The 22,605-nt window shown below is 70.9% G+C and carries 24 protein-coding genes; 16 read left to right on the forward strand and 8 right to left on the reverse strand.

Annotated elements, in window-relative coordinates; genetic code table 11:
• Positions 1–527 precede the first annotated feature (527 nt).
• Positions 528–959, reverse strand: coding sequence for a TIGR03618 family F420-dependent PPOX class oxidoreductase (locus BT341_RS08235; protein WP_072475709.1), 432 nt, complete (start codon positions 957–959; stop codon positions 528–530).
• 49 nt (positions 960–1,008) lie between these two features.
• On the opposite strand from BT341_RS08235, the gene BT341_RS08240 reads away from it, so the two are divergent.
• Positions 1,009–1,362: a winged helix-turn-helix transcriptional regulator gene (locus BT341_RS08240; protein ID WP_072475710.1), complete on the forward strand. Its 354-nt coding sequence runs from the start codon at positions 1,009–1,011 to the stop codon at positions 1,360–1,362.
• Here the strand turns inward: BT341_RS08240 and BT341_RS08245 are convergent.
• Positions 1,347–2,192, reverse strand: a complete 846-nt coding sequence (locus BT341_RS08245; protein ID WP_218177723.1) for an N-acetylmuramoyl-L-alanine amidase — start codon at positions 2,190–2,192, stop codon at positions 1,347–1,349. The genes BT341_RS08240 and BT341_RS08245 overlap by 16 nt on opposite strands.
• A gap of 79 nt (positions 2,193–2,271) precedes the next feature.
• On the opposite strand from BT341_RS08245, the gene BT341_RS08250 reads away from it, so the two are divergent.
• Positions 2,272–2,631 (forward strand): YbaB/EbfC family nucleoid-associated protein, encoded by a 360-nt coding sequence (locus tag BT341_RS08250; RefSeq protein ID WP_072475711.1) that lies wholly within the window; start codon positions 2,272–2,274, stop codon positions 2,629–2,631.
• Between the two features lie 5 nt (positions 2,632–2,636).
• Positions 2,637–3,233 (forward strand): recombination mediator RecR, encoded by a 597-nt coding sequence (recR, locus tag BT341_RS08255; protein ID WP_072475712.1) that lies wholly within the window; start codon positions 2,637–2,639, stop codon positions 3,231–3,233.
• On the opposite strand, the gene BT341_RS08260 is transcribed toward recR, so the two are convergent.
• Positions 3,230–3,787 carry a glucosaminidase domain-containing protein gene (locus BT341_RS08260; protein WP_072475713.1) on the reverse strand — a complete coding sequence of 186 codons (558 nt, stop codon included), beginning with the start codon at positions 3,785–3,787 and terminating at the stop codon, positions 3,230–3,232. The two genes, recR and BT341_RS08260, sit on opposite strands and share 4 nt — an antisense overlap.
• Positions 3,788–3,846: 59 nt before the next feature.
• Positions 3,847–4,944: a UDP-N-acetylglucosamine 2-epimerase gene (locus BT341_RS08265; protein ID WP_072475714.1), complete on the reverse strand. Its 1,098-nt coding sequence runs from the start codon at positions 4,942–4,944 to the stop codon at positions 3,847–3,849.
• 84 nt (positions 4,945–5,028) lie between these two features.
• Here BT341_RS08265 and BT341_RS08270 point away from each other — a divergent pair, with 84 nt between their 5' ends.
• Together BT341_RS08270 and BT341_RS08275 are read left to right on the forward strand one after the other, a co-directional pair.
• Positions 5,029–6,051: a glycosyltransferase family 2 protein gene (locus BT341_RS08270; RefSeq protein WP_072475715.1), complete on the forward strand. Its 1,023-nt coding sequence runs from the start codon at positions 5,029–5,031 to the stop codon at positions 6,049–6,051.
• Between the two features lie 8 nt (positions 6,052–6,059).
• Entirely contained in the window at positions 6,060–7,337 is a 1,278-nt protein-coding gene (locus BT341_RS08275; protein ID WP_072475716.1) for a polysaccharide biosynthesis protein, read from the forward strand.
• Between the two features lie 10 nt (positions 7,338–7,347).
• On the opposite strand, the gene BT341_RS08280 is transcribed toward BT341_RS08275, so the two are convergent.
• Entirely contained in the window at positions 7,348–9,402 is a 2,055-nt protein-coding gene (locus BT341_RS08280; RefSeq protein WP_072475717.1) for a DUF6541 family protein, read from the reverse strand.
• A gap of 253 nt (positions 9,403–9,655) precedes the next feature.
• Here BT341_RS08280 and BT341_RS08285 point away from each other — a divergent pair, with 253 nt between their 5' ends.
• The 8 genes from BT341_RS08285 (at position 9,656) to BT341_RS08320 (ending at position 17,468) form a co-directional block, all read left to right on the forward strand.
• Entirely contained in the window at positions 9,656–10,357 is a 702-nt protein-coding gene (locus BT341_RS08285; RefSeq protein WP_084743187.1) for a glycosyltransferase family 2 protein, read from the forward strand.
• Between the two features lie 12 nt (positions 10,358–10,369).
• Positions 10,370–10,804 carry a DUF2304 domain-containing protein gene (locus tag BT341_RS08290; protein ID WP_072475718.1) on the forward strand — a complete coding sequence of 145 codons (435 nt, stop codon included), beginning with the start codon at positions 10,370–10,372 and terminating at the stop codon, positions 10,802–10,804.
• A 52-nt stretch (positions 10,805–10,856) separates the two neighbouring features.
• Entirely contained in the window at positions 10,857–11,345 is a 489-nt protein-coding gene (locus tag BT341_RS08295; RefSeq protein ID WP_425426466.1) for a uridine kinase family protein, read from the forward strand.
• A gap of 328 nt (positions 11,346–11,673) precedes the next feature.
• Positions 11,674–13,344 (forward strand): ABC transporter substrate-binding protein, encoded by a 1,671-nt coding sequence (locus BT341_RS08300; protein ID WP_245804912.1) that lies wholly within the window; start codon positions 11,674–11,676, stop codon positions 13,342–13,344.
• Between the two features lie 86 nt (positions 13,345–13,430).
• Positions 13,431–14,432: an ABC transporter permease gene (locus BT341_RS08305; RefSeq protein WP_072475721.1), complete on the forward strand. Its 1,002-nt coding sequence runs from the start codon at positions 13,431–13,433 to the stop codon at positions 14,430–14,432.
• A complete protein-coding gene (locus BT341_RS08310; RefSeq protein ID WP_072475722.1) occupies positions 14,429–15,358 on the forward strand; it encodes an ABC transporter permease in 930 nt (309 codons plus the stop codon). The genes BT341_RS08305 and BT341_RS08310 overlap by 4 nt, the downstream gene beginning before the upstream one ends.
• A 5-nt stretch (positions 15,359–15,363) precedes the next feature.
• Positions 15,364–16,359, forward strand: coding sequence for an ABC transporter ATP-binding protein (locus BT341_RS08315; protein ID WP_072481846.1), 996 nt, complete (start codon positions 15,364–15,366; stop codon positions 16,357–16,359).
• The gene (locus tag BT341_RS08320; protein WP_072475723.1) at positions 16,356–17,468 is read left to right on the forward strand and encodes an ABC transporter ATP-binding protein; all 1,113 of its coding nucleotides are present in this window, start codon (positions 16,356–16,358) and stop codon (positions 17,466–17,468) included. The genes BT341_RS08315 and BT341_RS08320 overlap by 4 nt, the downstream gene beginning before the upstream one ends.
• A gap of 39 nt (positions 17,469–17,507) precedes the next feature.
• Here the strand turns inward: BT341_RS08320 and BT341_RS08325 are convergent, their stop codons facing one another.
• Together BT341_RS08325 and BT341_RS08330 are read right to left on the reverse strand one after the other, a co-directional pair.
• Positions 17,508–18,701, reverse strand: a complete 1,194-nt coding sequence (locus BT341_RS08325) for an RNA polymerase sigma factor (RefSeq protein WP_072475724.1) — start codon at positions 18,699–18,701, stop codon at positions 17,508–17,510.
• Positions 18,698–19,069 carry a YciI family protein gene (locus tag BT341_RS08330; protein WP_072475725.1) on the reverse strand — a complete coding sequence of 124 codons (372 nt, stop codon included), beginning with the start codon at positions 19,067–19,069 and terminating at the stop codon, positions 18,698–18,700. The genes BT341_RS08325 and BT341_RS08330 overlap by 4 nt, the downstream gene beginning before the upstream one ends.
• An 82-nt stretch (positions 19,070–19,151) precedes the next feature.
• Between BT341_RS08330 and BT341_RS08335 the strand changes: the two genes are divergently transcribed.
• Both BT341_RS08335 and BT341_RS08340 read left to right on the forward strand, forming a co-directional pair.
• Positions 19,152–19,574 (forward strand): YybH family protein, encoded by a 423-nt coding sequence (locus tag BT341_RS08335; protein WP_072475726.1) that lies wholly within the window; start codon positions 19,152–19,154, stop codon positions 19,572–19,574.
• Between the two features lie 174 nt (positions 19,575–19,748).
• Positions 19,749–20,393, forward strand: a complete 645-nt coding sequence (locus tag BT341_RS08340) for a DedA family protein (RefSeq protein ID WP_072475727.1) — start codon at positions 19,749–19,751, stop codon at positions 20,391–20,393.
• A gap of 271 nt (positions 20,394–20,664) precedes the next feature.
• Here BT341_RS08340 and BT341_RS08350 read toward each other — a convergent pair whose 3' ends face one another.
• Positions 20,665–21,564 (reverse strand): EamA family transporter, encoded by a 900-nt coding sequence (locus BT341_RS08350; protein WP_072481847.1) that lies wholly within the window; start codon positions 21,562–21,564, stop codon positions 20,665–20,667.
• Positions 21,565–21,651: 87 nt separating this feature from the next.
• On the opposite strand from BT341_RS08350, the gene BT341_RS08355 reads away from it, so the two are divergent.
• Positions 21,652–22,563, forward strand: coding sequence for a LysR family transcriptional regulator (locus BT341_RS08355; protein ID WP_072475728.1), 912 nt, complete (start codon positions 21,652–21,654; stop codon positions 22,561–22,563).
• The last annotated feature ends 42 nt before the right edge of the window (positions 22,564–22,605 follow it).

Below are 22,605 nucleotides of genomic sequence, written 5' to 3' on the forward strand. Positions count from 1 at the left end.
GCGGCTCACGGCCGAAACCAGGCGCGCGAGCAGACGCACGGGGCACACGGGCCGACCCGCCAGCGACCCGAGCCAACCGGCCGGGCGCGAGGGCCGACTCGCCGGGCGCGCGGGCCGATCCGCCGGGGTGCGGGCTGACCCGCCGGGCGCGGGCCGATCCGCCGGGCGCGGGCCGATCCGCCGGGCGCGGGCTGACCCGCCGCGGCGCGCGGGCTGACCCGTTGGGCGCGCGGGCTGACCCGCCGGGGTGCGCGGGCCGATCCGCCGGGGTGCGGGCTCACCCGTCAGCGATCCGAGCCGCCCGGCCGGTGCGCGGGCCGATCCGCCAGCGCCCCGGGCTGATCCGCCGGGCGCGCGGGCCGACCCGCCCGCCAGCGACCCGAGCCAACCGGCCGGGCACGCGAGCCGACCGCCAGCCACGCGAGCCAACCGGCCGGGCGCGCGGGCCGACCCGCCCGCCAGCGACCCGAGCCAACCGGCCGGGCACGCGAGCCGACCGCCAGCCACGCGAGCCAACCCGCCGGCCGTCAGGAAGCCCAGGGCCCGATGCCCGTCACCCGGTCAGCCGTGACCCGCACGATCACCGCCGTCGGAGAGCCCTGGTTGCCCAGCAGGTACTTCTCCACCCCCAGATACCGCTGGGCCTGCCGGTCCATCAGCGCCGTCCACTCGTCGGCGATGTCCGGCCCGATCACCCGCGCCGTGCCCCTGACCAGCAAATACTGCGGCAACCCGCGCTCGTCGACCTCGTCGTGGTCCTCGATCAGCACAGTGACCCGCGGGTCCCTCCGGATGTTGCGTACCTTGGGGCGCCGGCCCTCCATGCCCATCACGATCTCGTCGCCTTCGCGGCTGGCCCAGACCATCGACGTCTGGGGCGAGCCGTCCGGGTTGATCGTCGTCAGCACCGCGTTGAACGGCCGCTCGAACAGGCGGTGGCAGCTTTCGGGAAGTTCCATGCGCCCGAGACTACGAATCCGATGGGTACCGCTCGGTACCTTTGTTCCCATGGGTGACTTCTCCGGTGACGTCTTCCTCGCGGACTGCCCGGCCCGGCTGGCGATCGAGATCATCGCCGACAAGTGGGCCGTCGTCGTGGTGTTCGCGCTCAGCCGCGGCCCGCGGCGGCACGGCGAGCTCGTCGGCCTCATCGGCGGCATCTCCCGCAAGGTCCTCACGCAGACCCTGCGCAAGCTCCAGGGCTACGGCCTCGTCGACCGTCGCGCCTACGCCGAAGCGCCGCCCCGCGTCGAGTACTCGCTGACCGACCTCGGCCGGACGCTCGTCGAGCCCATCGGTGTCCTCACCCGCTGGGCGACCGTCAACGGCGAAGCCGTCGTGGCCGCTCAGGAAGCCAGGTAGGCCTCGATCGCCGCGGCGATGGCCGACGCGTACTGCTGACGCCCGTCCGCGCTGGTCATCCGGGCCGCTTCGGCCGCGTTGCGCATGTTGCCGCACTCGACGAGCACCGCCGGGCGCGTCGAGAGGTTCAGCCCGGCGAGGTCCGAGCGTGCCGACAGGCCGTTGCCGCCGATGTAGTTCGACGTGCTGAACCCGCTCGTGCGCATGGTGTCCCGCACGACCTGCGCCAGTTTCGTCGACGGTTCGCCCTGCGCCGCGTTCAACGGCGGTGACGAGTAGGCGACGTGGAAGCCGTTCGCCCCGGCCGTGGTCGAGCCGTCGGCGTGGATGGAGACGACCGCGTCGGCGTCCGCCTCGTTGCCGATCGCCGCCCGGCGGTCGACGCACGGGCCGACGCCGCTGTCGTTCTGTCGCGTGTAGACAACCCGGATTCCCTTGTCTGACAAGGATTTTCCGACCCGCTGGGCGACGTCGAAGGTGAACGCGTGCTCCGGGTAGCCCGCATCGGTCGACGTGCCGGTGGTGTTGCACGGCTTGGTCTGCCCGCGCCCGGCGGGCACCGGCCGGTTGATCTCCGCCGGGTGCGCGGCGTTCCCGCCGTTGTGCCCGGGATCGAGCACGACGACCTTCCCCGCGGCGGGAGTCGCCGAAGTCGTGGGAGTCGCCGGGGGTGCCACCGAGGTGGACGAAGGCGACGGCGAAGACGTCACAGGCGCCGAGGGGGTCGAGGGGCCCGGCGCCGGAGCCGCCGGGGCGTCGTCGGAGCAGCCGGTCAGCAGCAGGGCACCGGCCAGCAGGAGAGGGGCAATCGCGCGTCGCACGGCGACCACGGTGCCACAGCCCGGCACCTCGCGTGGCGCGACTACCCTGGTGGCTGACACAGGCGTGCAGAGAGGACCGAGTGCGATCATGGTGCAACCCGGCGGCGGCTTCGACCTTTCCCAGCTGATGCAGCAGGCGCAGCAGATGCAGCAGAAGCTCGTCGAGGCCCAGGAGGAGCTCGCCAACACCGAGGTCACCGGCACCGCCGGCGGCGGGCTGGTCACCGCGACCGTCTCCGGTGACAGCCAGCTGAAGAGCCTGAAGATCGACCCGAAGGTCGTCGACCCGGACGACGTCGAGACGCTGTCCGACCTGGTGGTCGCGGCGGTGCGCGACGCGTCGGCGAACGCGCAGAAGCTGACCGAGCAGAAGCTCGGCCCGCTGGCCAACGGGCTCGGCGGCGGTGGCGGCATGCCGGACCTCGGCAGCCTCGGCTTCGGCGGCTGACGAACTTGTACGAAGGTGTCGTCCAGGACCTGATCGACGAGCTCGGGCGCCTGCCCGGGGTCGGGCCGAAGAGCGCCCAGCGGATCGCGTTCCACCTGCTGGCCACCGACCCGGCCGACATCGCGCGGCTGCAGGACGTGCTCGGCAAGGTCAAGGAGGGCGTGCAGTTCTGCGAGGTCTGCGGCAACGTCTCCGAGCAGCAGAAGTGCCGCATCTGCCGCGACGAGCGCCGCGACCTCACGGTCATCTGCGTGGTCGAGGAGCCGAAGGACGTCCTGGCGGTCGAGCGGACGCGCGAGTTCAAGGGCCGCTACCACGTCCTGGGCGGCGCGCTCGACCCGCTGTCGGGCATCGGCCCGGAGCAGTTGCGGATGCGCGAGCTGCTCAAGCGGATCGGCGAGGCCGACATCCGCGAGATCATCATCGCGACCGACCCGAACACCGAGGGCGAGGCGACGGCGACGTACCTGGTCCGGATGCTGCGCGACTTCCCCGGCCTCACGGTCACGCGGCTGGCGTCCGGCCTGCCGATGGGCGGCGACCTGGAGTTCGCGGACGAGCTGACGCTGGGCCGCGCGCTCTCGGGCCGCCGTGCGCTCTAAGCCGCGTCGAAGCGGCGCAGGTCGTACAGGTCCATCAGCTTGATCACCTTGTTCGCGTACTCCGGGTCGGTGGCGTACTTGCGGCCCACCGCGCGGATGAACGCGTCCGGATCGGCACGCAGCGGCAGCGCCGCCGAGTAGTTCGCGCTCGTCGTCAGCAGGCGGCCGTAGTCGCGGAACGAGTCGTCGATGGACGCGTACGACCGGAAGTACGCGTCCACCTGATGGCACGGCGCCGGCACGCACTCGGTCGTCGGGTACTGCGCGCACCGCAGCGCGATGGGCCCCGGGCTCGCCGGGGCCACGCACTTGAAGCCGAAGTAGTTCCGCTCCGCCGTGGACAGCTTGCTGCGGCCCCAGTTCGACTCCAGGATCGACTGCGCCACCGTGACCGACGCCGGGATGTCGTACGCCGCGTGGATCGCCCGCGCGATCGGGCCCGCCATGTCGACGTACGCCGCCTGGTAGCCCGCGTCCAGCGCCGCCTCACGCACCGAGGCCTGGTCGATCGGCGGGACCACCACCAGCAGCGCCGCCAGTCCGATGTGGATCATGGCGACACCGTTCCCGGTCCGTGCCGGACCGGAAACCGGAAGTCACCCGAACGTGGGCCTCAGCAGTAGCCGAGCTGCGCCAGGGTGTTCACGACGATCTCGGACGGGTGGTACTTGTCCATCCAGGACTCGCCGCGGCGGTTCTGGTACGTGTCGAGGAAGTTCTGCAGCTTGTCGCCGCGCATCTCCGTCAGCACGACCGTCTCGCCGAGGTGCTGCGGGGTCTCCGTGCGCTCGCGGTGCACCGCGCAGGGCAGCCCGAGGTAGTAGCACTCCGCCGAAAGACCACCCGAGTCGGTGACGACGTACTCGGCGCGCGCCACCAGCGGCAGGAACTTCAGGTACCGCATCTTCGGCTGGATGACGAACTTGTCGTCGAACAGGTTCTCGATGCCCAGCGCGCGGATCTTCTCCCGCTCAGGTGCGCCGGCCATGTACAGCACCGGCATCTTGCGGCTCTCTTCGCGCAGGATCTCCAGCGCCTCGCGGTACTTGTCCGGGCGCGAGACCAGCTCGAAGCGGTGCAGCGTGGCGAGGCCGAACTTCTCCGGCAGGTTCGGCACGTCCAGCGGCTGGCCGATGGCCAGGCGCATGGCGTCGATCGCCGTGTTCGCCTCGGTGTCGACGACCACGCCGCGGGCGTTGCGCAGGTTGTTCACCTCACGCGCGCTCGGCGCGAAATGGATGTCGACGATCTTCGCCGCGATCTTGCGGTTGAGCTCCTCGGGCAGCGGCGACAGGATGCTGCCCGACCGCGCGCCCGCCTCGACGTGCCCGACGCGGGACTTGAGGATCCGCTTCCCGATCAGCGAGCCGTACGGCGTGGTGAACGTGTCGCCGTGCACCAGCACCAGCGGCGGGCGGCCGTCCTCGGTCAGCGCGGCGCGCAGCTCATGGCGGCGGCTCCACGCGGTGCGCAGCACCTGCGCGGCCCAGCCCGGCACCTGCGCCGGCGACTCGAGGTTGTGGGCCTTGTCCTCCGGCACCAGCCAGACGTCCGGCTCCGGCAGCTTGAGGTCGGCGAGGACGTCGGCCACCTCGTCGACGTGCTGCGCGGTGAACCAGATCTTCGGCCGCACCCCGCGCTCGGCGATCCCGTGGTAGACCGGCGCGATCTTGATCAGTTCCGCGGTGGTGCCGAGAATGAAGGAAATCACCGTGAAAGCCCATTTCTGGTCGGGTGCGGTGGCGTAAGGATACTGGCCGACCCGGCACGGGGGCCGCCGGGTAGCCTCGGCACGGTGAGTGCGAACCCGCTCCTCCCCTCGCTCAGCGTCGTCATCCCGGTCTACAACGAGCAGGACTGGATCGAACGCAGTGTCGGCGCGCTGCTCGCCTCGGCCGAGGCCGCGAACTGGCCGATCGAGGTCGTGGTGGTCGACGACGGCAGCACGGACGCGACCCCGGCCCGCCTCGACGAGCTGCGCGAACGCCACGGCATCACGGTGATCGGCCAGGCCAACAGCGGCCGCTTCGAGGCCCGGCGGGCGGGCATCGCGAAGGCGTCCGGGCAGCAGGTCCTGCTGCTCGACAGCCGCGTGGTGGTGGACACGGGCGCGCTGACGTTCCTGCGCGACCAGCTGGTCGACCACCCCGAGCGGACGGTCTGGAACGGGCACGTCAACGTCGCCTCCGAGAACAACCCGTACGCGGGCTTCATGGCCGGCCTGGTGAAGATCCCCTGGCGCCGCTACTGCGCGAATCCGCGCCTGATGTCCTTCGGTATCGAGGAGTTCGACCTCTTCCCGAAGGGGACCGGTTTCTTCTCGGCGCCGCGAGCCGTTCTGGAAGCGGCTTCCGACGCGTTCGTTTCGCTGTTCGACGACGTCCGCTTCGCCAGCGACGACACCGGAGTCCTGCGCTGGATCGCCGAGCGGCACCGCATCTTCCTCGCCCCCGAGTTCTCCGCGACCTACCACGGCCGCGACAGCTTCAAGAAGTTCGCCGCGCAGGCGTACTTCCGCGGGACGACTTTCGTGGACTCCTACCTCGGCTCGCCCGGCCCGGCCCGCAACGGCCTGTTCGCCGCGTTCGGCGTCGGCGTGTTCGGGCTCGGCCTGGCGCTGCGCCGCCCGAAGACGGCCGTGGTGCTCGCGGCCGCCGGGTCCGCCGCGGCGGGCGCGGCGGTGACCCGCTTCGGCGCGACGACCGCGGAGGCCAAGGCCGTCGCGAAGCTGGCCCCGGTGTTCGGCGCCGGCTTCGGCGCCGGTGCCCTCCGTGGCCTCGTGATGGCACTGCGTGCTCGCCGGCGGCGGGGACGATGAGCTCGCCGATGGCCGAAGCGGACGGGCGCAGCCTGGCGAGGGAAACCGGGCGCTCAGCCGGGAAGATCGGCTTTTCGCTGCTGGTCGCGATCGCGCTCGGGTACGTGCTGACGCTGCTGGCCACACGCTGGCTCGGGCCGCAGAACAGCAAGGTCTACCTCTCGTTCTGGGGCATCCTGATGGGCCTCGGCAGCGCGCTTTCGCCCCTCGAGCAGGAGTTGTCCCGCCAGTCGGCGGTCGCGGCACTCGACGGCGGCCGGGCGGGCAAGCCGGCACTCCGTGCCCTTACCGTCGGCGCGGTGACCGCCGCCGTGGTCGCCGCGCTGACGCTCGTCGTGCCCGTGCTGTCCGACCGGCTCTACGCCGGGAACACCGGCCTCGGCGTCATCGTGCTCTGCGGAGCTGTCGCGTTCGCCTGCCAGTTCGCCGCCCGCGGACTGCTCGTCGGGCAGCAGCGGATCAAGCCGTACTCGGGGCTCGTCGTCGCCGAGGCGGCGGTCCGCGTGCTCGTCCTGTTCGGCGTCTTCTTCGCCGGGCTGACCGGCCTGACGTCGTTCGCGATCGCCGCGGCGACCGGCTCGTTCGCCTGGCTGTTGTTCGTGCGCCCGGTGTCCAGGCTGGTCGACCCGCACGCCGACGGCGAGGGGTGGCGGCCGGTGACCGGCCGCATCCTCGTCCTGATGACCGGCGCCGCGCTGACCGCGAGCGTCATCACCGGCTACCCGGCGATGGTCAGCCTGCTCGCGCCCGGCGGGTCGGACGCCGCGGTCGGCGTCTTCTTCGCGACGCTGACCGTGTCCCGGGTGCCGCTGCTGCTGCTCTCCCCGCTGCAGGCGCTGGCCGTGCCCACCGTCGTCCGGCTCTCGGGCACCGAGGACGGCAGGCACCGGCTCCGGAAGCTGCTCGCGGCCGGCGCGCTCGGCACGGTCGTGGTCGGCGTCGTCGGCGCGCTGGCCGGCTGGCTGATCGGACCGTGGCTGGTCAAGCTGCTCTACGGCGCCGACTTCGTCGCGCAGGGCTGGTGGGTGGCCTGGATGGTGTGGGGTGCCGTGGTGCTCACCGCCCTGCAGCTGATGACCGCCGTGCTGGTGGCGCGCAAGCAGGCCAACAAGGTGCTCGTGACCTGGGCGGTCGTCGCCGTGGCGACGGCGGTGGTGCTGCTGGCCGCCCCGGGCGACCCGGTCTTCAAGGCCGTCTCCGGGCTGGCGGTGGCCCCGACGTTGGGCCTCGCCGTGGTCCTGGTCTTCGTCCTGCGCCGCCCGGCGGCCCAGTCCCAGCAGGGCTGAGCCGGGCCGGTCAGCCCTGCGGCGGGTTCCGCGGCGGCAGGTCCAGGTGGTAGACGCTCACGGTGCCCCGGCTGAACACCTTCGTCAGGCCGGGCAGGCCGTTCAGCCGCTCCAGGCCGGGGGCCAGGCTGAACGACCGCTGGCCCGTCCAGTGGTTGCCGTCGGTGCCGACCGTCGGGGCCTGCGAGTCCGCGTACACCCACTTGACGTTCTTGCGCCGCAGGATGTCCTGGACAGCGGGGTTCTCCGGGAACGAGTTGAACATCGCCAGCAGCGTCACGTTGTCGGTGATCGGGCTGTGGCCGTCCGGCACGATGTTCAGGATCGGCAGGTCGTAGTCGACGTACAGCAGCGTCGAGCCGTCGTTCGCGTTGTTGAGGATGGTTTCGCCGGGGGCGACGTGCTCGTGCAGCCACGCCGCGGCGGCGTCGTCCGACGCGTCGTAGCGGACGAACTCCGGCGTCGCGTACCGCTGGCTCAGCGAGCGTGCGCCGGTGTTCATGTAGCCGCGGAACGTCGTCACCGTCAGGGCCGCCAGCACCACCACCGCGAGCGCCGCCGCGAAGACCGGCCGCGTCCGCAGCGGGACCGGGATGCGCAGGCGCTGTGCCGCCAGCGCGAGCCCGACCAGCGCGAACAGGGCGCCGGCCAGCACCGGGATCATGAGGTAGATGTGCGTGTCGACCCGCCCGGCCGCCCGGTAGTAGTACCGCGCGACGGCCGCGCCGAAGCCCGTGTTGGGCGAGACGTGGAAGCTGACGATCACGGCGACCCAGAAGGCCCACGCCGTCACCAGCGGCCAGCACCGGCGCGACACGATCGCGACGACGGCGCCCACGAGCCCGAGCACGCCGAGCACGACCTGGCCCATCGTGCCCGTGAGGTCGAAGTAGCCGCTGTAGGGCAGCCGCACGACCACGCCCACCGCCGTGCCCAGTGACTGGGGCGGGATGGTGGCCGGCGCGTCGACGACCGTGCCGCCGCTGAGCCGCAGCAGGGCGAACACGTCCGGCAGGGCGGCCACGACGGTGACCACCCCGGCCAGCACCAGTGGCAGCAGCGCGCCGACGAACGCCGTCCGGCCCCGCCGGGTGAACAGCAGGCCGACCATGGCCGCGACCGTGGTGAGGGCCGCGGTCGTCAGCGCGCTCGGGTGCACGTTGATCGAGCCGGCGAGGGCGATGCCCACGAGCACCGCGCGGCCCCAGTGGCGGCGGCCGATCACCAGCGTCACCGCGGTCAGGCCGGGGGCGAGCGCCATCGCGGCCGCGTTGGGCAGGACACCGCCGTCGTGGGCGAAGGCGATGCCCGGCCGGTACAACTGCACGGCGACCAGCGCGGCGACGCCGGCGCCGAGCTCGACCCAGCCGCGGCCGAGCCGCGCGTGCCGCAGCACCGCCGCGGTCAGCGCGGCGGCCGAAAGCGGGAGGACGACGACCGAGAACACGACCGTGACCAGGTTCAGCGCCAGCATGGTGTCGCCGAAGACGTCGGTGAGCAGGGCCGCGAGATTGGTGAAGCCCGGCGGGTAGAACTGCACCGCGGTGTCGTGCACGACGTCCACGGGCAGCACCTGCCACGGCGCCGCCTGGCCTGTGAAGTGCGTGAACGCGGTCAGGACGGCGTGGGTGACGGTGTCGTGCTCCTGGGTCGGGGTGCGCCACGAACCCAGGCCGGTGTGCCAGGTCCGGACGCCGAGCAGCACCCCGACGACACCGATGGCCAGCCCGGCCAGCTGCACCCAGGTGCCGGTCCGCCCGGCGACCGCGCGCAGATCGGGGTCTTCTGCGGGCTGCACGACCACGCGCCGGCGCCGCAGGAGGAACCGCACGAGCACGGCGGCGGCGACCACCACCACGAGGGACACGGTGACCGAGAGCAGACCGTAGCGCAGCCCGGTGCTCCCGGTGACGAGCGAAACGAGCAGGACGAAGCCGGTGGTGAGCGGGGCGCTGAGGCCGGCCAGCCAGAGCCGTTCCCGGACGCCGAAGGCGAGCAGCACGGCGGTACCGGGGACGAACACCACCAGTACGCCGACAAGAAGCCGGAGGCCTTCGGTCAGCATCTGTCTCCGATCATCGTCACCAAGAGTCGCCGAGCACCACGGGAGCCGCGAAAAGTCTATTCAGGAGGCCGGTGCCGCCCGCAGGGGGATGAACGCCGCCACGTCAAACACCGACCCTGTGATCTGTGACATGGTCCCGCGCGGCCGGCGGCCGGGGCCACGTGCCGGGGTCCGCGGCCGGTGACGGCCGGTGAAAGGCTAAAGTGATCCCGTGTCCAGCGCCTCCGTGACCAGCCGCCGCGTGCTCATCGTGATGCCCGCGCTGAACGAGTCGGCGAGTGTCGCTTCGGTCATCGAGCAGGTGAAACGCGCCCTGCCGAGCGGTGATCTGCTGGTCGTCGACGACGGCTCGGTGGACGACACGGCCAAGCTGGCCCGCGCGGCCGGGGCCGAGGTGGCCCGGCTGGCGGTCAACCTCGGAGTCGGCGGCGCGATGCGCACCGGCTTCCGCTACGCCGCCGCCCGCGGGTACGACGTCGTCGTGCAGGTGGACGCGGACGGCCAGCACGACCCGGACGAGCTCGACGCCCTGCTGCGCGGCCTCGACGACGCGGACATCGTGATCGGCTCCCGGTTCGCCGGCAAGGGCTCGTACAAGGCCAGCGGGCCGCGCAAGTACGCCATGGTCGCGCTGTCGCTCGTGTTCTCGCGGCTGGCGAAGACCAAGCTCACCGACGTCACGTCGGGGTTCAAGGCGATGGGCCCGCGCGCGATCAAGCTGTTCGCCGGCTACTACCCGGCGGAGTACCTCGGCGACACCGTGGAGTCCCTGGTGATGGCCATCCGGGCCAAGCTGACCATCAAGGAGATCCCCGTCATCATGCGCGAGCGCGCGGGCGGCACGCCCAGCCACTCGCCCGTGAAGTCGGCCGTCTACCTGAGCCGGGCCGGCCTGGCGCTGCTGCTGGCGCTCGTGCGCCGCCGTCCCGCGGTCGACTCCTCCGACTCGGCGTAAGGGGAAGTGGAAATGGCCGGTTGGCGCATCCTCAGCATCGTCGTCGCGTGCATCGTGCTCTTCGTCGTCGTCGAGATGATGCGACGGCGGAAGCTGCGGGAGAAGTACGCCGGCGTGTGGCTCGTCGTCGCCATCGGCGTCGTCGTCCTCGCGGTGCTGCCGCAGGCGGCCGAGTTCCTCGCCAAGCACACCGGCGTCCAGACGCCGTCGAACTTCGTCTTCCTCCTCGCCGGTGTCGTGCTGGCGCTCGTCTCGCTCCACCTGTCCACCGAGGTCGGGCACCTCGAGGAAGAAGTGCGCACGTCGGTCGAGGAGATCGCCTTGCTGCGGTGTGAGCTCGAGGACGCCAAGCGGGAACTCGCCGGGCGGATCGCCGAGCTGGAGGCGCGGACCGCCGCGCCGGATGATGTCAAAGGGCTTCCCGAGGTCGAGCGCGTCACCAAGTGACCGCTTGATCGACGCCCTGCTGGCCGCGCCCGCGCGGCTCGGGCGGGTGCGGATCCTCGCCGTCGATGGTCCTTCGGGGGCCGGCAAGTCCACTTTGGCCGCTCAGGTCGCCGATCGGCTGCGTGCTCGTGGCTGCCGGACCGAGCTGGTGAGCACCGACGCCTTCGCCACGTGGGACGACCCCGTCGCGTGGTGGCCGCGGCTCGTCGACGGCGTCCTGCGGCCCCTCGCGGACGGCGTCGACGGCGCGTACCGGCGAATGGACTGGTCCACCGGGACACCCCGGCCCGGCGAGCTCGTGCGCGTGCCCGTGCCGGACGTCCTTGTGCTGGAGGGCGTTTCGAGCGGCCGCGCTTCGGTAAGACCTCTGCTTTCGCACCTCTGCTGGCTCTCCGGCGGCTCGGCGGCGCAGCGGCTGGCCCGAGCGGTGGCGCGCGACGGCGAAGCCGCGTACGCGGAACTGAGCCGGTGGCAACGCTTCGAGCGCGGCTGGTTCGCCGTCGACGGCACCCCCGAAGCCGCGGACACCCGACTTTCGTAGGGGATCGTGCGGTCACGCTGCGTATACTGTCCGATCCGGATCGATCCAGCCGACCGGTCGGCTGCAGCACGACCCGACGCGCGTGGGTACCGCCATCTGAGTTAGTGATCGGGCACCGCACGGAACGGTCTGCCCCAAATGGTCACATTCTGTCGCGATTTACGGACACATTGCGGTCAAATCGACGCCCACGTAGCGCGATCGTAACCTCACGTACTTAAGCCCGGGCCGACTTCCCGCTAGTGTCGGCGGGCACACCGATCGTCCGTCGAGTTCCTGACCGACCGGACGGTGACTTTGAACCCGAACATCTCCCAAGGGGTGCCAGATGCAGCAATTGCGGCTGACCCGAACACGCCGCGTGGCCCTGATCGGGCTCGCCGGCGCGCTCGCGGTTTCGCTGTCCGCCTGTGCGGAATCCAAGCGTGAAGAGGGCGCCGGGGGTGGTTCCGGAGGCACGATGATCTTCGGTGCGGCCGGCAACCCGAAGATGTTCGACCCCGCGTTCAACGACGAGGGCGAGACCTTCCGGATCACGCGGCAGATCTACGACACGCTGATCCAGAACAAGCCGGGCACCGCCGACCTCGAGCCCTCCCTCGCCGAGAAGTGGGAGCCGAGCAACGACGGCAAGACCTGGACGTTCACCCTCAAGTCGGGCGTGAAGTTCTCCGACGGCACCCCGATGGACGCCGCGGCGGTCTGCTTCAACTTCGACCGCTGGTACAACATGAAGGGCGCCGCGGCCCAGAGCCAGATGATCTACTACGGCGACGTCTTCGAGGGCTTCGCCAAGAACGAGGGCGACGCGGGCGGCGACCCCGTCTACAAGAGCTGCGAGGCGAAGGATCCGACGACCGCGGTCCTCAACCTGAACAAGGCCAAGGGCGCGTTCCCGGCGGCGTTCACCCTGCCGTCGTTCGCGATCCAGAGCCCGACCGCGCTCAAGCAGTACAACGCGGACCAGGTCACCCAGAGCGGTGACTCGTTCACCTACAGCGAGTACGCGAACAAGCACCCGGTCGGCACCGGCCCGTTCAAGTTCGAGAGCTGGGACCAGGGCAAGGGCGAGATCACGCTGGTCAAGAACGAGACCAGCCCGACGCCGGCGAAGCTCGACAAGCTGATCTTCAAGGTCATCCCGGACGAGAACGCCCGCAAGCAGGCCCTCAAGGCCGGCGACATCAACGGCTACGACTACCCGAACCCGGCCGACTACGGCCTGCTGCGCAACGACGGCGAGCAGGTGCTCATCCGCCCGTCGTTCAACGTGCTGTACCTGGGCATCAACCAGGCGGGCAACCCGAAGCTGCAGGACGTCAAGGTCCGCCAGGCGCTGGCCTACGGCATCAACCGCGAGCAGTTCGTGAAGAGCAAGCTGGCGGAGGGTTCCGAGGTCGCGACCGAGTTCGTCCCGAAGGTCATCTCGGGCTACACCGACGACGTCACGAAGTACCCGTACGACCCGGAGAAGGCGAAGCAGCTTCTCAAGGAAGCCGGCGCGGACAACCTGACGCTGAAGTTCTACTACCCGACCGAGGTCACCCGGCCGTACATGCCGAACCCGGCGGACACCTTCACCGCGATCTCCGAGGACCTCAAGAAGATCGGCATCAAGATCGAGGCCCACGCCGAGCCGTGGAACGGTGGCTACAAGGACGACGTGCAGAAGTTCGGCAAGCAGGACCTGCACCTGCTCGGCTGGACCGGTGACTACAACGACGCCGGCAACTTCGTCGGCACGTTCTTCGGCCGCGAGAAGAAGGAGTTCGGCTTCAACAACCCGCAGCTGTTCTCGGCGCTGGCCGCCGCGGACGCCTCGCCCGCCGGCGACGCGCACGCCAAGGCGTACCAGGAAGTGAACAAGCAGATCATGGACTACCTCCCGGCGGTCCCGATCGCGTACCCGACGCCGGCGATCGTGGTCGGCCCGAAGGTGAAGGGTCTGGTGGCGAGCCCGCTCACCGACGAGCGCTTCAACACCGTGACCGTGAGCTGATTCCGGCTTCGAGCCGGACGCAGGGGGTGGGTGCTACCGCGCCCACCCCCTGCGCCTGATCCCGGGCTGCCACCAAAGGACTGCACGTGCTCCGTTTTCTCGTGCGTCGGCTGCTACAAGCGATCCCGACGCTCCTCATCCTGTCCATCCTGGTCTTCGCATGGCTGCGTTCCCTGCCCGGCGGTCCCGCCACCGCGCTGCTGGGTGACAAGGCAACGCCCGAGAAGATCGCCGACCTCAACCACGTACTCGGGCTCGACCAGCCGATCTTCCTGCAGTACTTCAAGTTCCTCGGCCGGGCGCTGACCGGCGACTTCGGCAACTCGCTCGTCTCGGCTCAGCCGGTGATGGGCGAGATCACCACGTTCCTCCCGGCGACCATCGAGCTGGGGCTCTCGGCGATGATCATCGCCGTCGTCATCGGCATCCCGGCGGGCTACCTGTCCGCGCGGTACCGCGGTGGCGTCGTCGACAACGTGATCATCGTGCTGAGCCTGGTCGGCGTCGCCGTGCCGGTGTTCTTCCTCGGCTACATGATGCAGGACATCCTGGCCTCGCCGCTCGGCCTGCCGTCGCAGGGCCGCCAGACCGCCGGCCTCGACGCCACGTCCATCACGAACTTCGCCCTGCTCGACGGCATCATGACCCAGGAGTGGGACGCCGTCTGGGACGCGTTCAAGCACCTGATCCTCCCCGCGTTCGCGCTCGCCACCATCCCGCTCGCGGTGATCACCCGGATCACTCGCGCTTCGGTGCTCGAGGTGCTCAACGAGGACTTCATCCGCACGGCCAACTCGAAGGGCCTCACGCAGCCGGTGGTCCGCCGCCGGCACGTGCTGCGCAACGGCCTGCTGCCGGTGGTCACCACCATCGGCCTGCAGACCGGCGCGCTGCTCGGCGGCGCCGTGCTGACCGAGCGGGTGTTCAACTTCCGCGGTCTCGGCTTCCTGCTGGCCGAGGGCATCGAACGGCGTGACTACCCCCGGCTGCAGGCGCTGCTGCTCTTCGGAGCCGTGGTGTACGTGCTGGTGAACATGCTGGTCGACATCTCGTACGGGATCATCGACCCGAGGGTGCGTGTGCGATGAACACTCTGCTCAACAAGAAGAAGGAACCGATCGACAAGCTCGCGGCGGCGAGCGGGCGCAGCCTCGGCGGCGAAGCGTTCCGCCGGATGCTGCGCAACCCGGTCGCGATCACCGGTGGCGTCATCACCGGCCTGTTCCTGCTGCTGGCGATCTTCGCACCGCTGCTCGCGCCGAAGGACCCGCTCGAGCGGTCCATGCAGGACCACGTCCAGCTCGGCCGGGGCATCATCCCCGGCTCGATGCCCGGCTACCCGCTCGGCGTCGACGACTTCGGCCGCGACTTCCTCTCCCGGCTGATCGTCGGCGCGCAGCAGACACTGATCGTCGGCGTGCTGGCCACGGTGATCGGCGTGCTGCTGGGCGTGCTCATCGGCGGTCTCGCGGGCGCGTTCGGCGGCTGGGTCGACACCGTTCTCATGCGACTGGTCGACGTCATGCTGTCGTTCCCGTCGCTGCTGCTGGCGATCTCGATCGCGGCGCTGTTCGCGAAGCCGAGCCAGTGGACGGTCATCCTCGCCGTGTCGATGATCGGCGTCCCGATCTTCGCCCGGCTCCTGCGCGGTTCCATGCTGGCCCAGCGCGACGCCGACCACGTGCTGGCGGCGACGTCACTGGGCGTCAAGCGCGGGACGATCGTGTTCCGGCACATGCTGCCGAACTCGCTCGGCCCGGTCATCGTGCAGGCGACCCTGACGTTGGCGACGTCCATCCTGGAGGCCGCGGCGCTGTCGTTCCTCGGTCTGGGCGACCCGGACCCGTCGCGGGCGGAGTGGGGGCTGATGCTCGGCAAGGCCGCGCGCCAGTTCCTCGACATCCGCCCGGAGCTCGCGTACTACCCGGCCATCGCGATCATCGTGGTCGCGCTCGGGTTCACGCTGCTCGGCGAGTCACTCCGCGAAGCCCTCGACCCGAAGAACAGGCGGTGAAACCGGTGGCACTCCTTGAAGTCCGTGACCTCACGGTCCAGTTCGTCCGCCGTGGCGAGCAGCCGTTCACCGCGGTGGACAACGTCAGCTTCGACGTCGAGCCGGGCCAGACGGTCGGCCTGGTCGGCGAGTCCGGCTGCGGCAAGTCCGTGACGTCGCTGGCGATCATGCGGCTGCTGGCCAAGCGCGGCAACAAGGTCAGCGGCTCGGTGCGCTTCGAGGGCACGGACCTGCTCACGCTGTCCGACAAGGACATGCGCGACCGCCGCGGCCGCGACCTGGGCATGGTGTTCCAGGACCCGCTGTCGTCGCTGAACCCGGTCATCCCGATCGGGCTGCAGATCACCGAGGTGCTGGAGCGCCACCGCGGGATGTCGCGCAAGGCGGCGTCCGTCGAAGCGGTGGACCTGTTGGACAAGGTCGGCATCCCGGACCCGTCGCGCCGGCTTTCCGAGTACCCGCACCAGCTTTCCGGTGGGATGCGGCAGCGCGCGCTGATCGCGATCGCGCTGGCGTGCCGTCCGCGGCTGCTCATCGCCGACGAGCCGACCACCGCGCTGGACGTGACCATCCAGGCCCAGATCCTGGCGCTGCTGCGGGAACTGGTGCAGGACACCGGCACCGCGCTGATCATGATCACGCACGACCTCGGTGTCGTCGCCGGGCTGTGCGACGAGGTCAACGTGCTCTACGGCGGCAAGATCGTCGAGCGGGCGCAGCGGCACCAGCTGTTCGCCGAGCCGCGGCACCCGTACACGCACGGCCTGCTCGCTTCGATCCCGCGCCTCGACGCGGGCCGCGGCGAGAAGCTGGTCCCCATCCGCGGTTCGGTGGCCGACAACATCCCGTGGACCTCCGCGTGCGCGTTCGCGCCGCGCTGTCCCAACGCGCTGCCGGTCTGCCGCGAGGTCCAGCCGCAGCTGGAGCCCGACCAGGGCGGCCTGCTGCGCTGTCACAACCCCGTGCGGCCCGCGGTCGCCGCGGGAGGAGGAGCCCGATGACCCGTCCTGCTGGTGACGTGCTGCTCGAGGTCACCGACCTCAAGGTGCACTTCCCGATCAAGCGCGGCATCGTGATCGACCGGACGGTCGGGCACGTGTACGCGGTCGACGGCGTCGACCTGGCCATCCGCCGCGGCGAGACCTACGGCCTGGTGGGCGAGTCGGGCTGCGGCAAGTCCACGCTGGGCCGGGCGATCCTGCGGCTCAACGAGCCGACGTCGGGTCACGTGGTCTTCGACGGCACGGACGTCGCCGCGCTGAAAGGGGAGGAACTGCGGAAGGCCCGGCGCCGGATGCAGATGATCTTCCAGGACCCGCTGTCCAGTTTGGACCCCCGCCAGTCGGTCGAGTCCATCCTCGTCGAAGGCATGCACGCGCACGGCCTCGACAAGGACAAGGAGGCCACGCAGCGGCGGCTGCGGGAGCTGCTGGCGGCGGTCGGCCTGCCGGAGACGGCGCTGCGGAAGTACCCGCACGAGTTTTCGGGCGGGCAGCGCCAGCGCATCGGCATCGCGCGGGCGCTGGCCGTGGAGCCGGACCTGATCGTCGCCGACGAGCCGGTGTCCGCATTGGACGTTTCGGTGCAGGCGCAGGTGGTGAACCTGCTGGAGGAGCTGCAGGACCAGCTCGGCCTGACGTACGTGGTGATCGCGCACGACCTCGCGGTGGTGCGGCACATCTCCGACCGCATCGGCGTGATGTACCTGGGCGCGCTGGTGGAGGAGACCGACGCGGACTCGCTCTACCGGGACCCGCTGCACCCGTACACGAAGGCGCTGCTGTCGGCGATCCCGGTGCCGGACCCGCAGGTCGAGGACACCCGGGAGCAGATCCTGCTCGCCGGTGACCTGCCGTCGCCGGCGAACCCGCCGTCGGGCTGCCGCTTCCACACGCGGTGCCCGTGGCGGCAGGCGAGCCTGTGCGACACCGACCGCCCGCAGCTGCGCGAGATCGGCAGCGGGCACCGGGTGGCGTGCCACTACGCGGAGGACATCCGCGACGGGCGCATCCAGCCGCACGAGGTGGAGCCGGAGCTGGTGGAGCTCACCGGGGCGCTGAACCCCGACCTGGGTCCGCCGGACGTCGGCACGTCCGCCGAGATCCTCTGACGAGCACGGCCGGCCGGGAGCCTTCCCGGCCGGCCGTTTTCACGGCGCCAGCTCGGCGGCCCGTGACTGCAGGTAGGCCTGTTCCGGCAGGCTCAAGGTCCGCCGGGCGGCGGCCAGGTAGGCCTCGCTCGCCGCGGCGGTGTCCCCGGACAGCTCCAGCAGGTGCGCGCGCACCGCGTCCACCCGGTGGTGGCGCTCCAGCGCGGGGTCCGCGATCCCGTTCAGCTCCGCCAGCCCGGCCTGCGGGCCGTGGACCTGGGCGAACGCCACGACGCGGTTCAGCGTCACCATCGGGCCCGGCGCCACGACCCGCAGCAGGTCGTACAGCGTGAGGATCTGCGCCCAGTCCGTCTCTTCGGCCGTCGGGGCCTCGTCGTGCACCGCCGCGATCGCCGCCTGGAGCTGGTACGGGCCGACGGGCGCGGTGGCCAGCGCACGGGTGATCAGTTCGACGCCTTCCGCGATGAATTCCCTGTTCCAGCGCGTCCGGTCCTGCTCCGCCAGCGGGATCAGCGCGCCGGTCGGCCCGACCCGTGCGGGGCGGCGGGCGTCGGTCAGCAGCATCAGGGCCAGCAGGCCGGTGACCTCGCCGTCGTCCGGCAGCTCCGCGCGCAGCAGGCGGACCAGGCGGATGGCCTCGGTCGTCAGGTCGACGCGGTTGAGCGCGTCGCCCGAGCTGGCGGTGTGGCCTTCGGTGAAGATCAGGTACAGCACCTGCAGCACCGCGGGCAGCCGCTCGGCGCGGTTTTCGCCGGTGAACCGTTCGCCGCGCAGCTTCTGCTTCGCGCGGCTGATCCGCTGGCCGATCGTGGCTTCCGGGACAAGGAACGCGCGGGCGATCTCGGCGGTCGTCAGTCCGCCGACCGCGCGCAGCGTGAGCGCGACCTGTGAGGGCCGCGGGAGCGACGGGTGGCAGCAGAGCAGCAGCAGGGTCAGCGTGTCGTCGATGCCGGCGACCGGCTCGGGATCGGGCGGCTCGGCCAGCGCGACGGCCTGCTCCCGCCGCTGCCGGGCGGTCTCGCTGCGCCACTGCTCGATGCGGCGCCGGGACGCCGTGGTGATCAGCCATCCTTTCGGGTGGTCCGGAACGCCTTCGACCGGCCACTGCTGCGACGCGGCCAGCAGTGCCTCCTGGACGGCGTCCTCGCAGGTGTCGAAGCCGCCGTAGCGCCGGACGAGGGCCGCGAGCACCTGGGGCGCGAGATCGCGGAGCAGGCGTTCGACGTCGGTCACAGCTCGGGTCCGTGCAGGCCCATGACGGGCCGCACCTCGACGACCCCGAAGGCGGCCTCGGGGATCCGGGCGGCGATCTCGACGGCGCGTTCGCGGCTTTCGCAGTCGAGCAGGTAGAAGCCGGCGAGGAACTCCTTGGCCTCGGCGAACGGCCCGTCGGTGGTCGTGGCGCCGTTCTCGCCGACGCGGACCTGGGTGGTGAGTTCGGGGAAGGCGAGCCGCTCGGAGACGATGCGTTCCCCGGACGCGTCCAGCTCGTCGTTGAGCTGCTGGTAGTAGGCGAGGCCGGCCGCGCGCTGCTGGTCGCTCATGCCGGCCCAGGCCTGCCGGGACTCGGGGTTGCCGTAGATCAGGACCACGTATTTCACGAAAGCCTCCCGAGCGGTGTCGAAATCCGGCGGGCGGCGCCTACGTCCCTGCCGAAAGCACCGGCCCTTCGAGGAGGATGACATGACCGAGCAGCGAATCCGCGAACTGATGGCCGCGCGTACGACCGCGATGGCAGCGCGTGACGCGGCGGGGTTGGCGGCCCTGTACGAGCCGGCGGCGGTGGCGTTCACGCTGGCCCCGCCGTTGGTCCACCACGGCGAAGACCCGGCGGCGCGCCAGGCGTGGTTCGACGGGTTCGACGGGCCGATCGAGTACGAGGTCCGTGACCTGGAGGTCGTCGTCGGCGGCGAGGTGGCGTACACGCATTCGGTGAACCGGCTGTCGACCACACCCAAGGGGATGGCGCAGCCGTTCGAGCTGTGGTTCCGCTCGACGGTCTGCTTCCGGAAGGTGGCGGGTGACTGGCGGATCACCCACGTGCACGACTCGACGCCGTTCTACATGGACGGCACCTTCCGAGCGGCGCTGGACCTGAAGCCCTGACGTCGTCCCAGGCTTGTCCACAGGTGGTGAATCCTGTGGACAAGCCTGTGGACAACTTGGGTACCCCCGACCTGAGTCGTACGGGCGGCGATACCTGAGTAGGCCGTCCCGGGCGCCTCGCCCCCGGTACCCTGCGGGAAGCAGGAGTTTCCGAAACAGCAGGGGGTACGAGCAGTGCACGTCGACCAATGGCTGCAGGCGATACCGCCGCTCTCGGTGTACCTGATCGTCGGCGCCGTGATCATGATCGAGAGCCTCGGCATTCCCCTGCCCGGCGAAATCGTGCTGGTCAGCGCCGCCTTGCTCGCCTCGCAGCACGACACGCTGAACCCGCTGTGGATCGGCGTTCTCGCCAGCGCGGGCGCCATCGTCGGTGACAGCATCGGATATCTGATCGGCAAGACCGGCGGGCAGCGGCTGTTCGCCTGGGCGGGCCGGAAATTCCCGAAGCACTTCGGCCCGACGCACCTCGCGAACGCCGAGCGGATCTTCGACAAGCGCGGCGTGTGGGCCGTCTTCCTCGGCCGGTTCATCGCCTTCCTGCGCATCCTCGCCGGCCCGCTCGCCGGGTCGCTCAAGATGCACTACCCGAAGTTCCTGCTGGCGAACGCAGCCGGCGGCATCGTCTGGGCCGGCGGCACCACCGCCCTCGTCTACTACCTCGGCGTGGTCGCCGAGGAGTGGCTGGGCAACTTCTCCAAGTACGGCCTGCTCGCCGCCGTCGTGATCGGGGTCGTCGTCTTCTTCGTCATGAAGAAGCGCCTCGGCCGCAAGCACGAGGAAGAAGAGAAGCAGGAAGTCAACGAGCCGACGGCCTAGGAGCTGTCCGGTAAGTCATCGGAGCCAGCGCACGATCGCGGCGCTGGTGAGTTCGGCCTGGTAGTAAGCGGCGCGTTCGGCGTAGCGGGTACCTAGGTCACGGAACTGTGGTCGTTGATGACCTGGCGGTGATCCCGCCACCGCCGCCCGCCGCCTTGCTGCGGTGGCAGCAACGGCTCGATCACCGCCCACGCCTTGGCCGTCAGCTCACCACGACCAACCACCCGGCACAACTACCAAAGGTCCAGCTCAACCGCTTACCGGACACGGCCTAGACCGCGACGAGCTCGGGTTCGGGCCTGCGCGCGGGCCGCCGCAGCGAGCCGAGCAGCACGCCGGCGATCACGACCGCCGCCGCGGCGATCTCCAGCCAGGTCGGCCGCTCGCCCAGCAGCAGGAACGACGCCGTCAGCCCGACCACCGGCACGAGCAGCGAGAACGGCGAGACGACGCCGGCCGGGTTGCGTCGCATCAGCGTGGTCCACAGACCCGAGCCGACGACGGTGCCGATCAGGACGACGTAGCTGAGCCCCGCGAGCGCGGTCAGCCCGGTCGAGGTGCCGAGCGTCGTCAGGGACCGCCACTGCGCGGCAGGCCCCTCCATGACCAGCGAAAGCGCGAACATCGGCAGCGGCGGCACCACCGACATCCACAGCGTGAAGTGCAGCGGGTTGTCCGGCTCCGCCCGCCGCGTGCTGAGGTTGCCGAACGCCCAGCTCAGCGCGGCCAGGAGGGTGAGCACCATCGGCAGCAGCGCCGCGTGCCCGGACTGCTGCCACGCGATCGCGGCCATCCCGGCGACGGCCAGCGCGATCCCGGCCAGCTGGTGCGGCGTGACGCGTTCACGCAGGAAGACGGCGCCGAGCAGCACCGTGAACGGCGCCGACGCCTGCAGCACCAGCGAGGCCAGCCCGGTCGGCATCCCGGTGTCCATCGCGATGAACAGGAACGCGAACTGGCCGGTCCCGAACCCGAGCCCGTAGCCGAGCAGGTGCCGCACCTTCACCTTCGGCCACGGCACGAACAGGACCGTCGGCACGGCGATGACGGCGAACCGCAGCGCGCCCGCGAACACCGGCGGGAACTGGCCGAGCGTGGCGTGGATGGCGAGGAAGTTCAGGCCCCAGAGGACGGCGACGAGCACGGCGAGCAGACGGTCACGGGTGGGCAGGCCTCCACTTTCGCAAGGCGAACAGTGAAGGACCAGCGAGATTATCTGCACGGACCTTGTAGCCGTGCTTCAACTACGCTGTGGCGCGTGGACCTGGGTCGTCTCCGCACGTTGCGGGAGTTCGCCGACCGCGGCAGCGTCACGGCGGCCGCGCGGGCGCTGCACTGCACGCCGTCCGCGGTTTCGCAGCAGCTGCGGGCGCTGCAGAGCGAGGTCGGACTGCCGCTGACCGAACCGGCCGGGCGGGGGCTGCGGCTGACCGACGCCGGCCGCGCGCTCGTCGCCCGCGCCGACGAGGTGCTGGCGGCGCTCGAACGCGCCGAGTCCGAACTGGACACCTACCGCAGCGCGCCGCGCGGCCGGGTGCGGCTCGCGATCTTCCAGTCGGCCGGGCTGATGCTGCTACCGGGCCTGCTCACCCGCGTCGCCGGGTACGAGGGCCTGGAGGTCGACGTCCGCGACGTCGACATGACGCCGCCGGAGGTGCCCGGCCTGGTCGCGGACTACGACGTCGTCGTCGCGCACCGGGACGAGCACGCGCCGGAGTTCGACTCCGGCCGCCTCGACGTCGTGCCGCTGCTGCGCGAACCGCTCGACGTCGCGCTCCCGGCCGGGCACCGCCTGGCGAACCGGCGGCGGGTCGAGCTGGCCGACCTGGCGGACGAACGCTGGATCAGCGTCGACTTCGGCTTCCCGGTGGACGACGTCCTGCGCTCGCTGACCATCCGCACCGGCGTGCGGCCGGTGGTGGTGCAGCGGATCAACGACTTCCGGATCACCGAGCGGCTGGTCGCGGCCGGGCACGGGATCGCGCTGCTGCCGCGGTACACGATGAACACCGGTCGCGGCAGCGGGCTGGTCGGCAGGCCGCTGGCCGGGATCCGGGCGGCGCGGCTGGTGGAGGCGGTGTGCCGGACCGGCGCGCGGCAGCGCCCGGCCGTGGCCAAGGTGATCGACGAGCTGCGCGCGGAGGTCGCCGAGCTGACCGGGGAACGGTGATCCCGCGGAAACCATGACAGGAGTTGTCATGGTTGGCCGCGA

The sequence above is a fragment of the Amycolatopsis australiensis genome, from assembly GCF_900119165.1.
GTDB classification, from domain to species: domain Bacteria; phylum Actinomycetota; class Actinomycetes; order Mycobacteriales; family Pseudonocardiaceae; genus Amycolatopsis; species Amycolatopsis australiensis.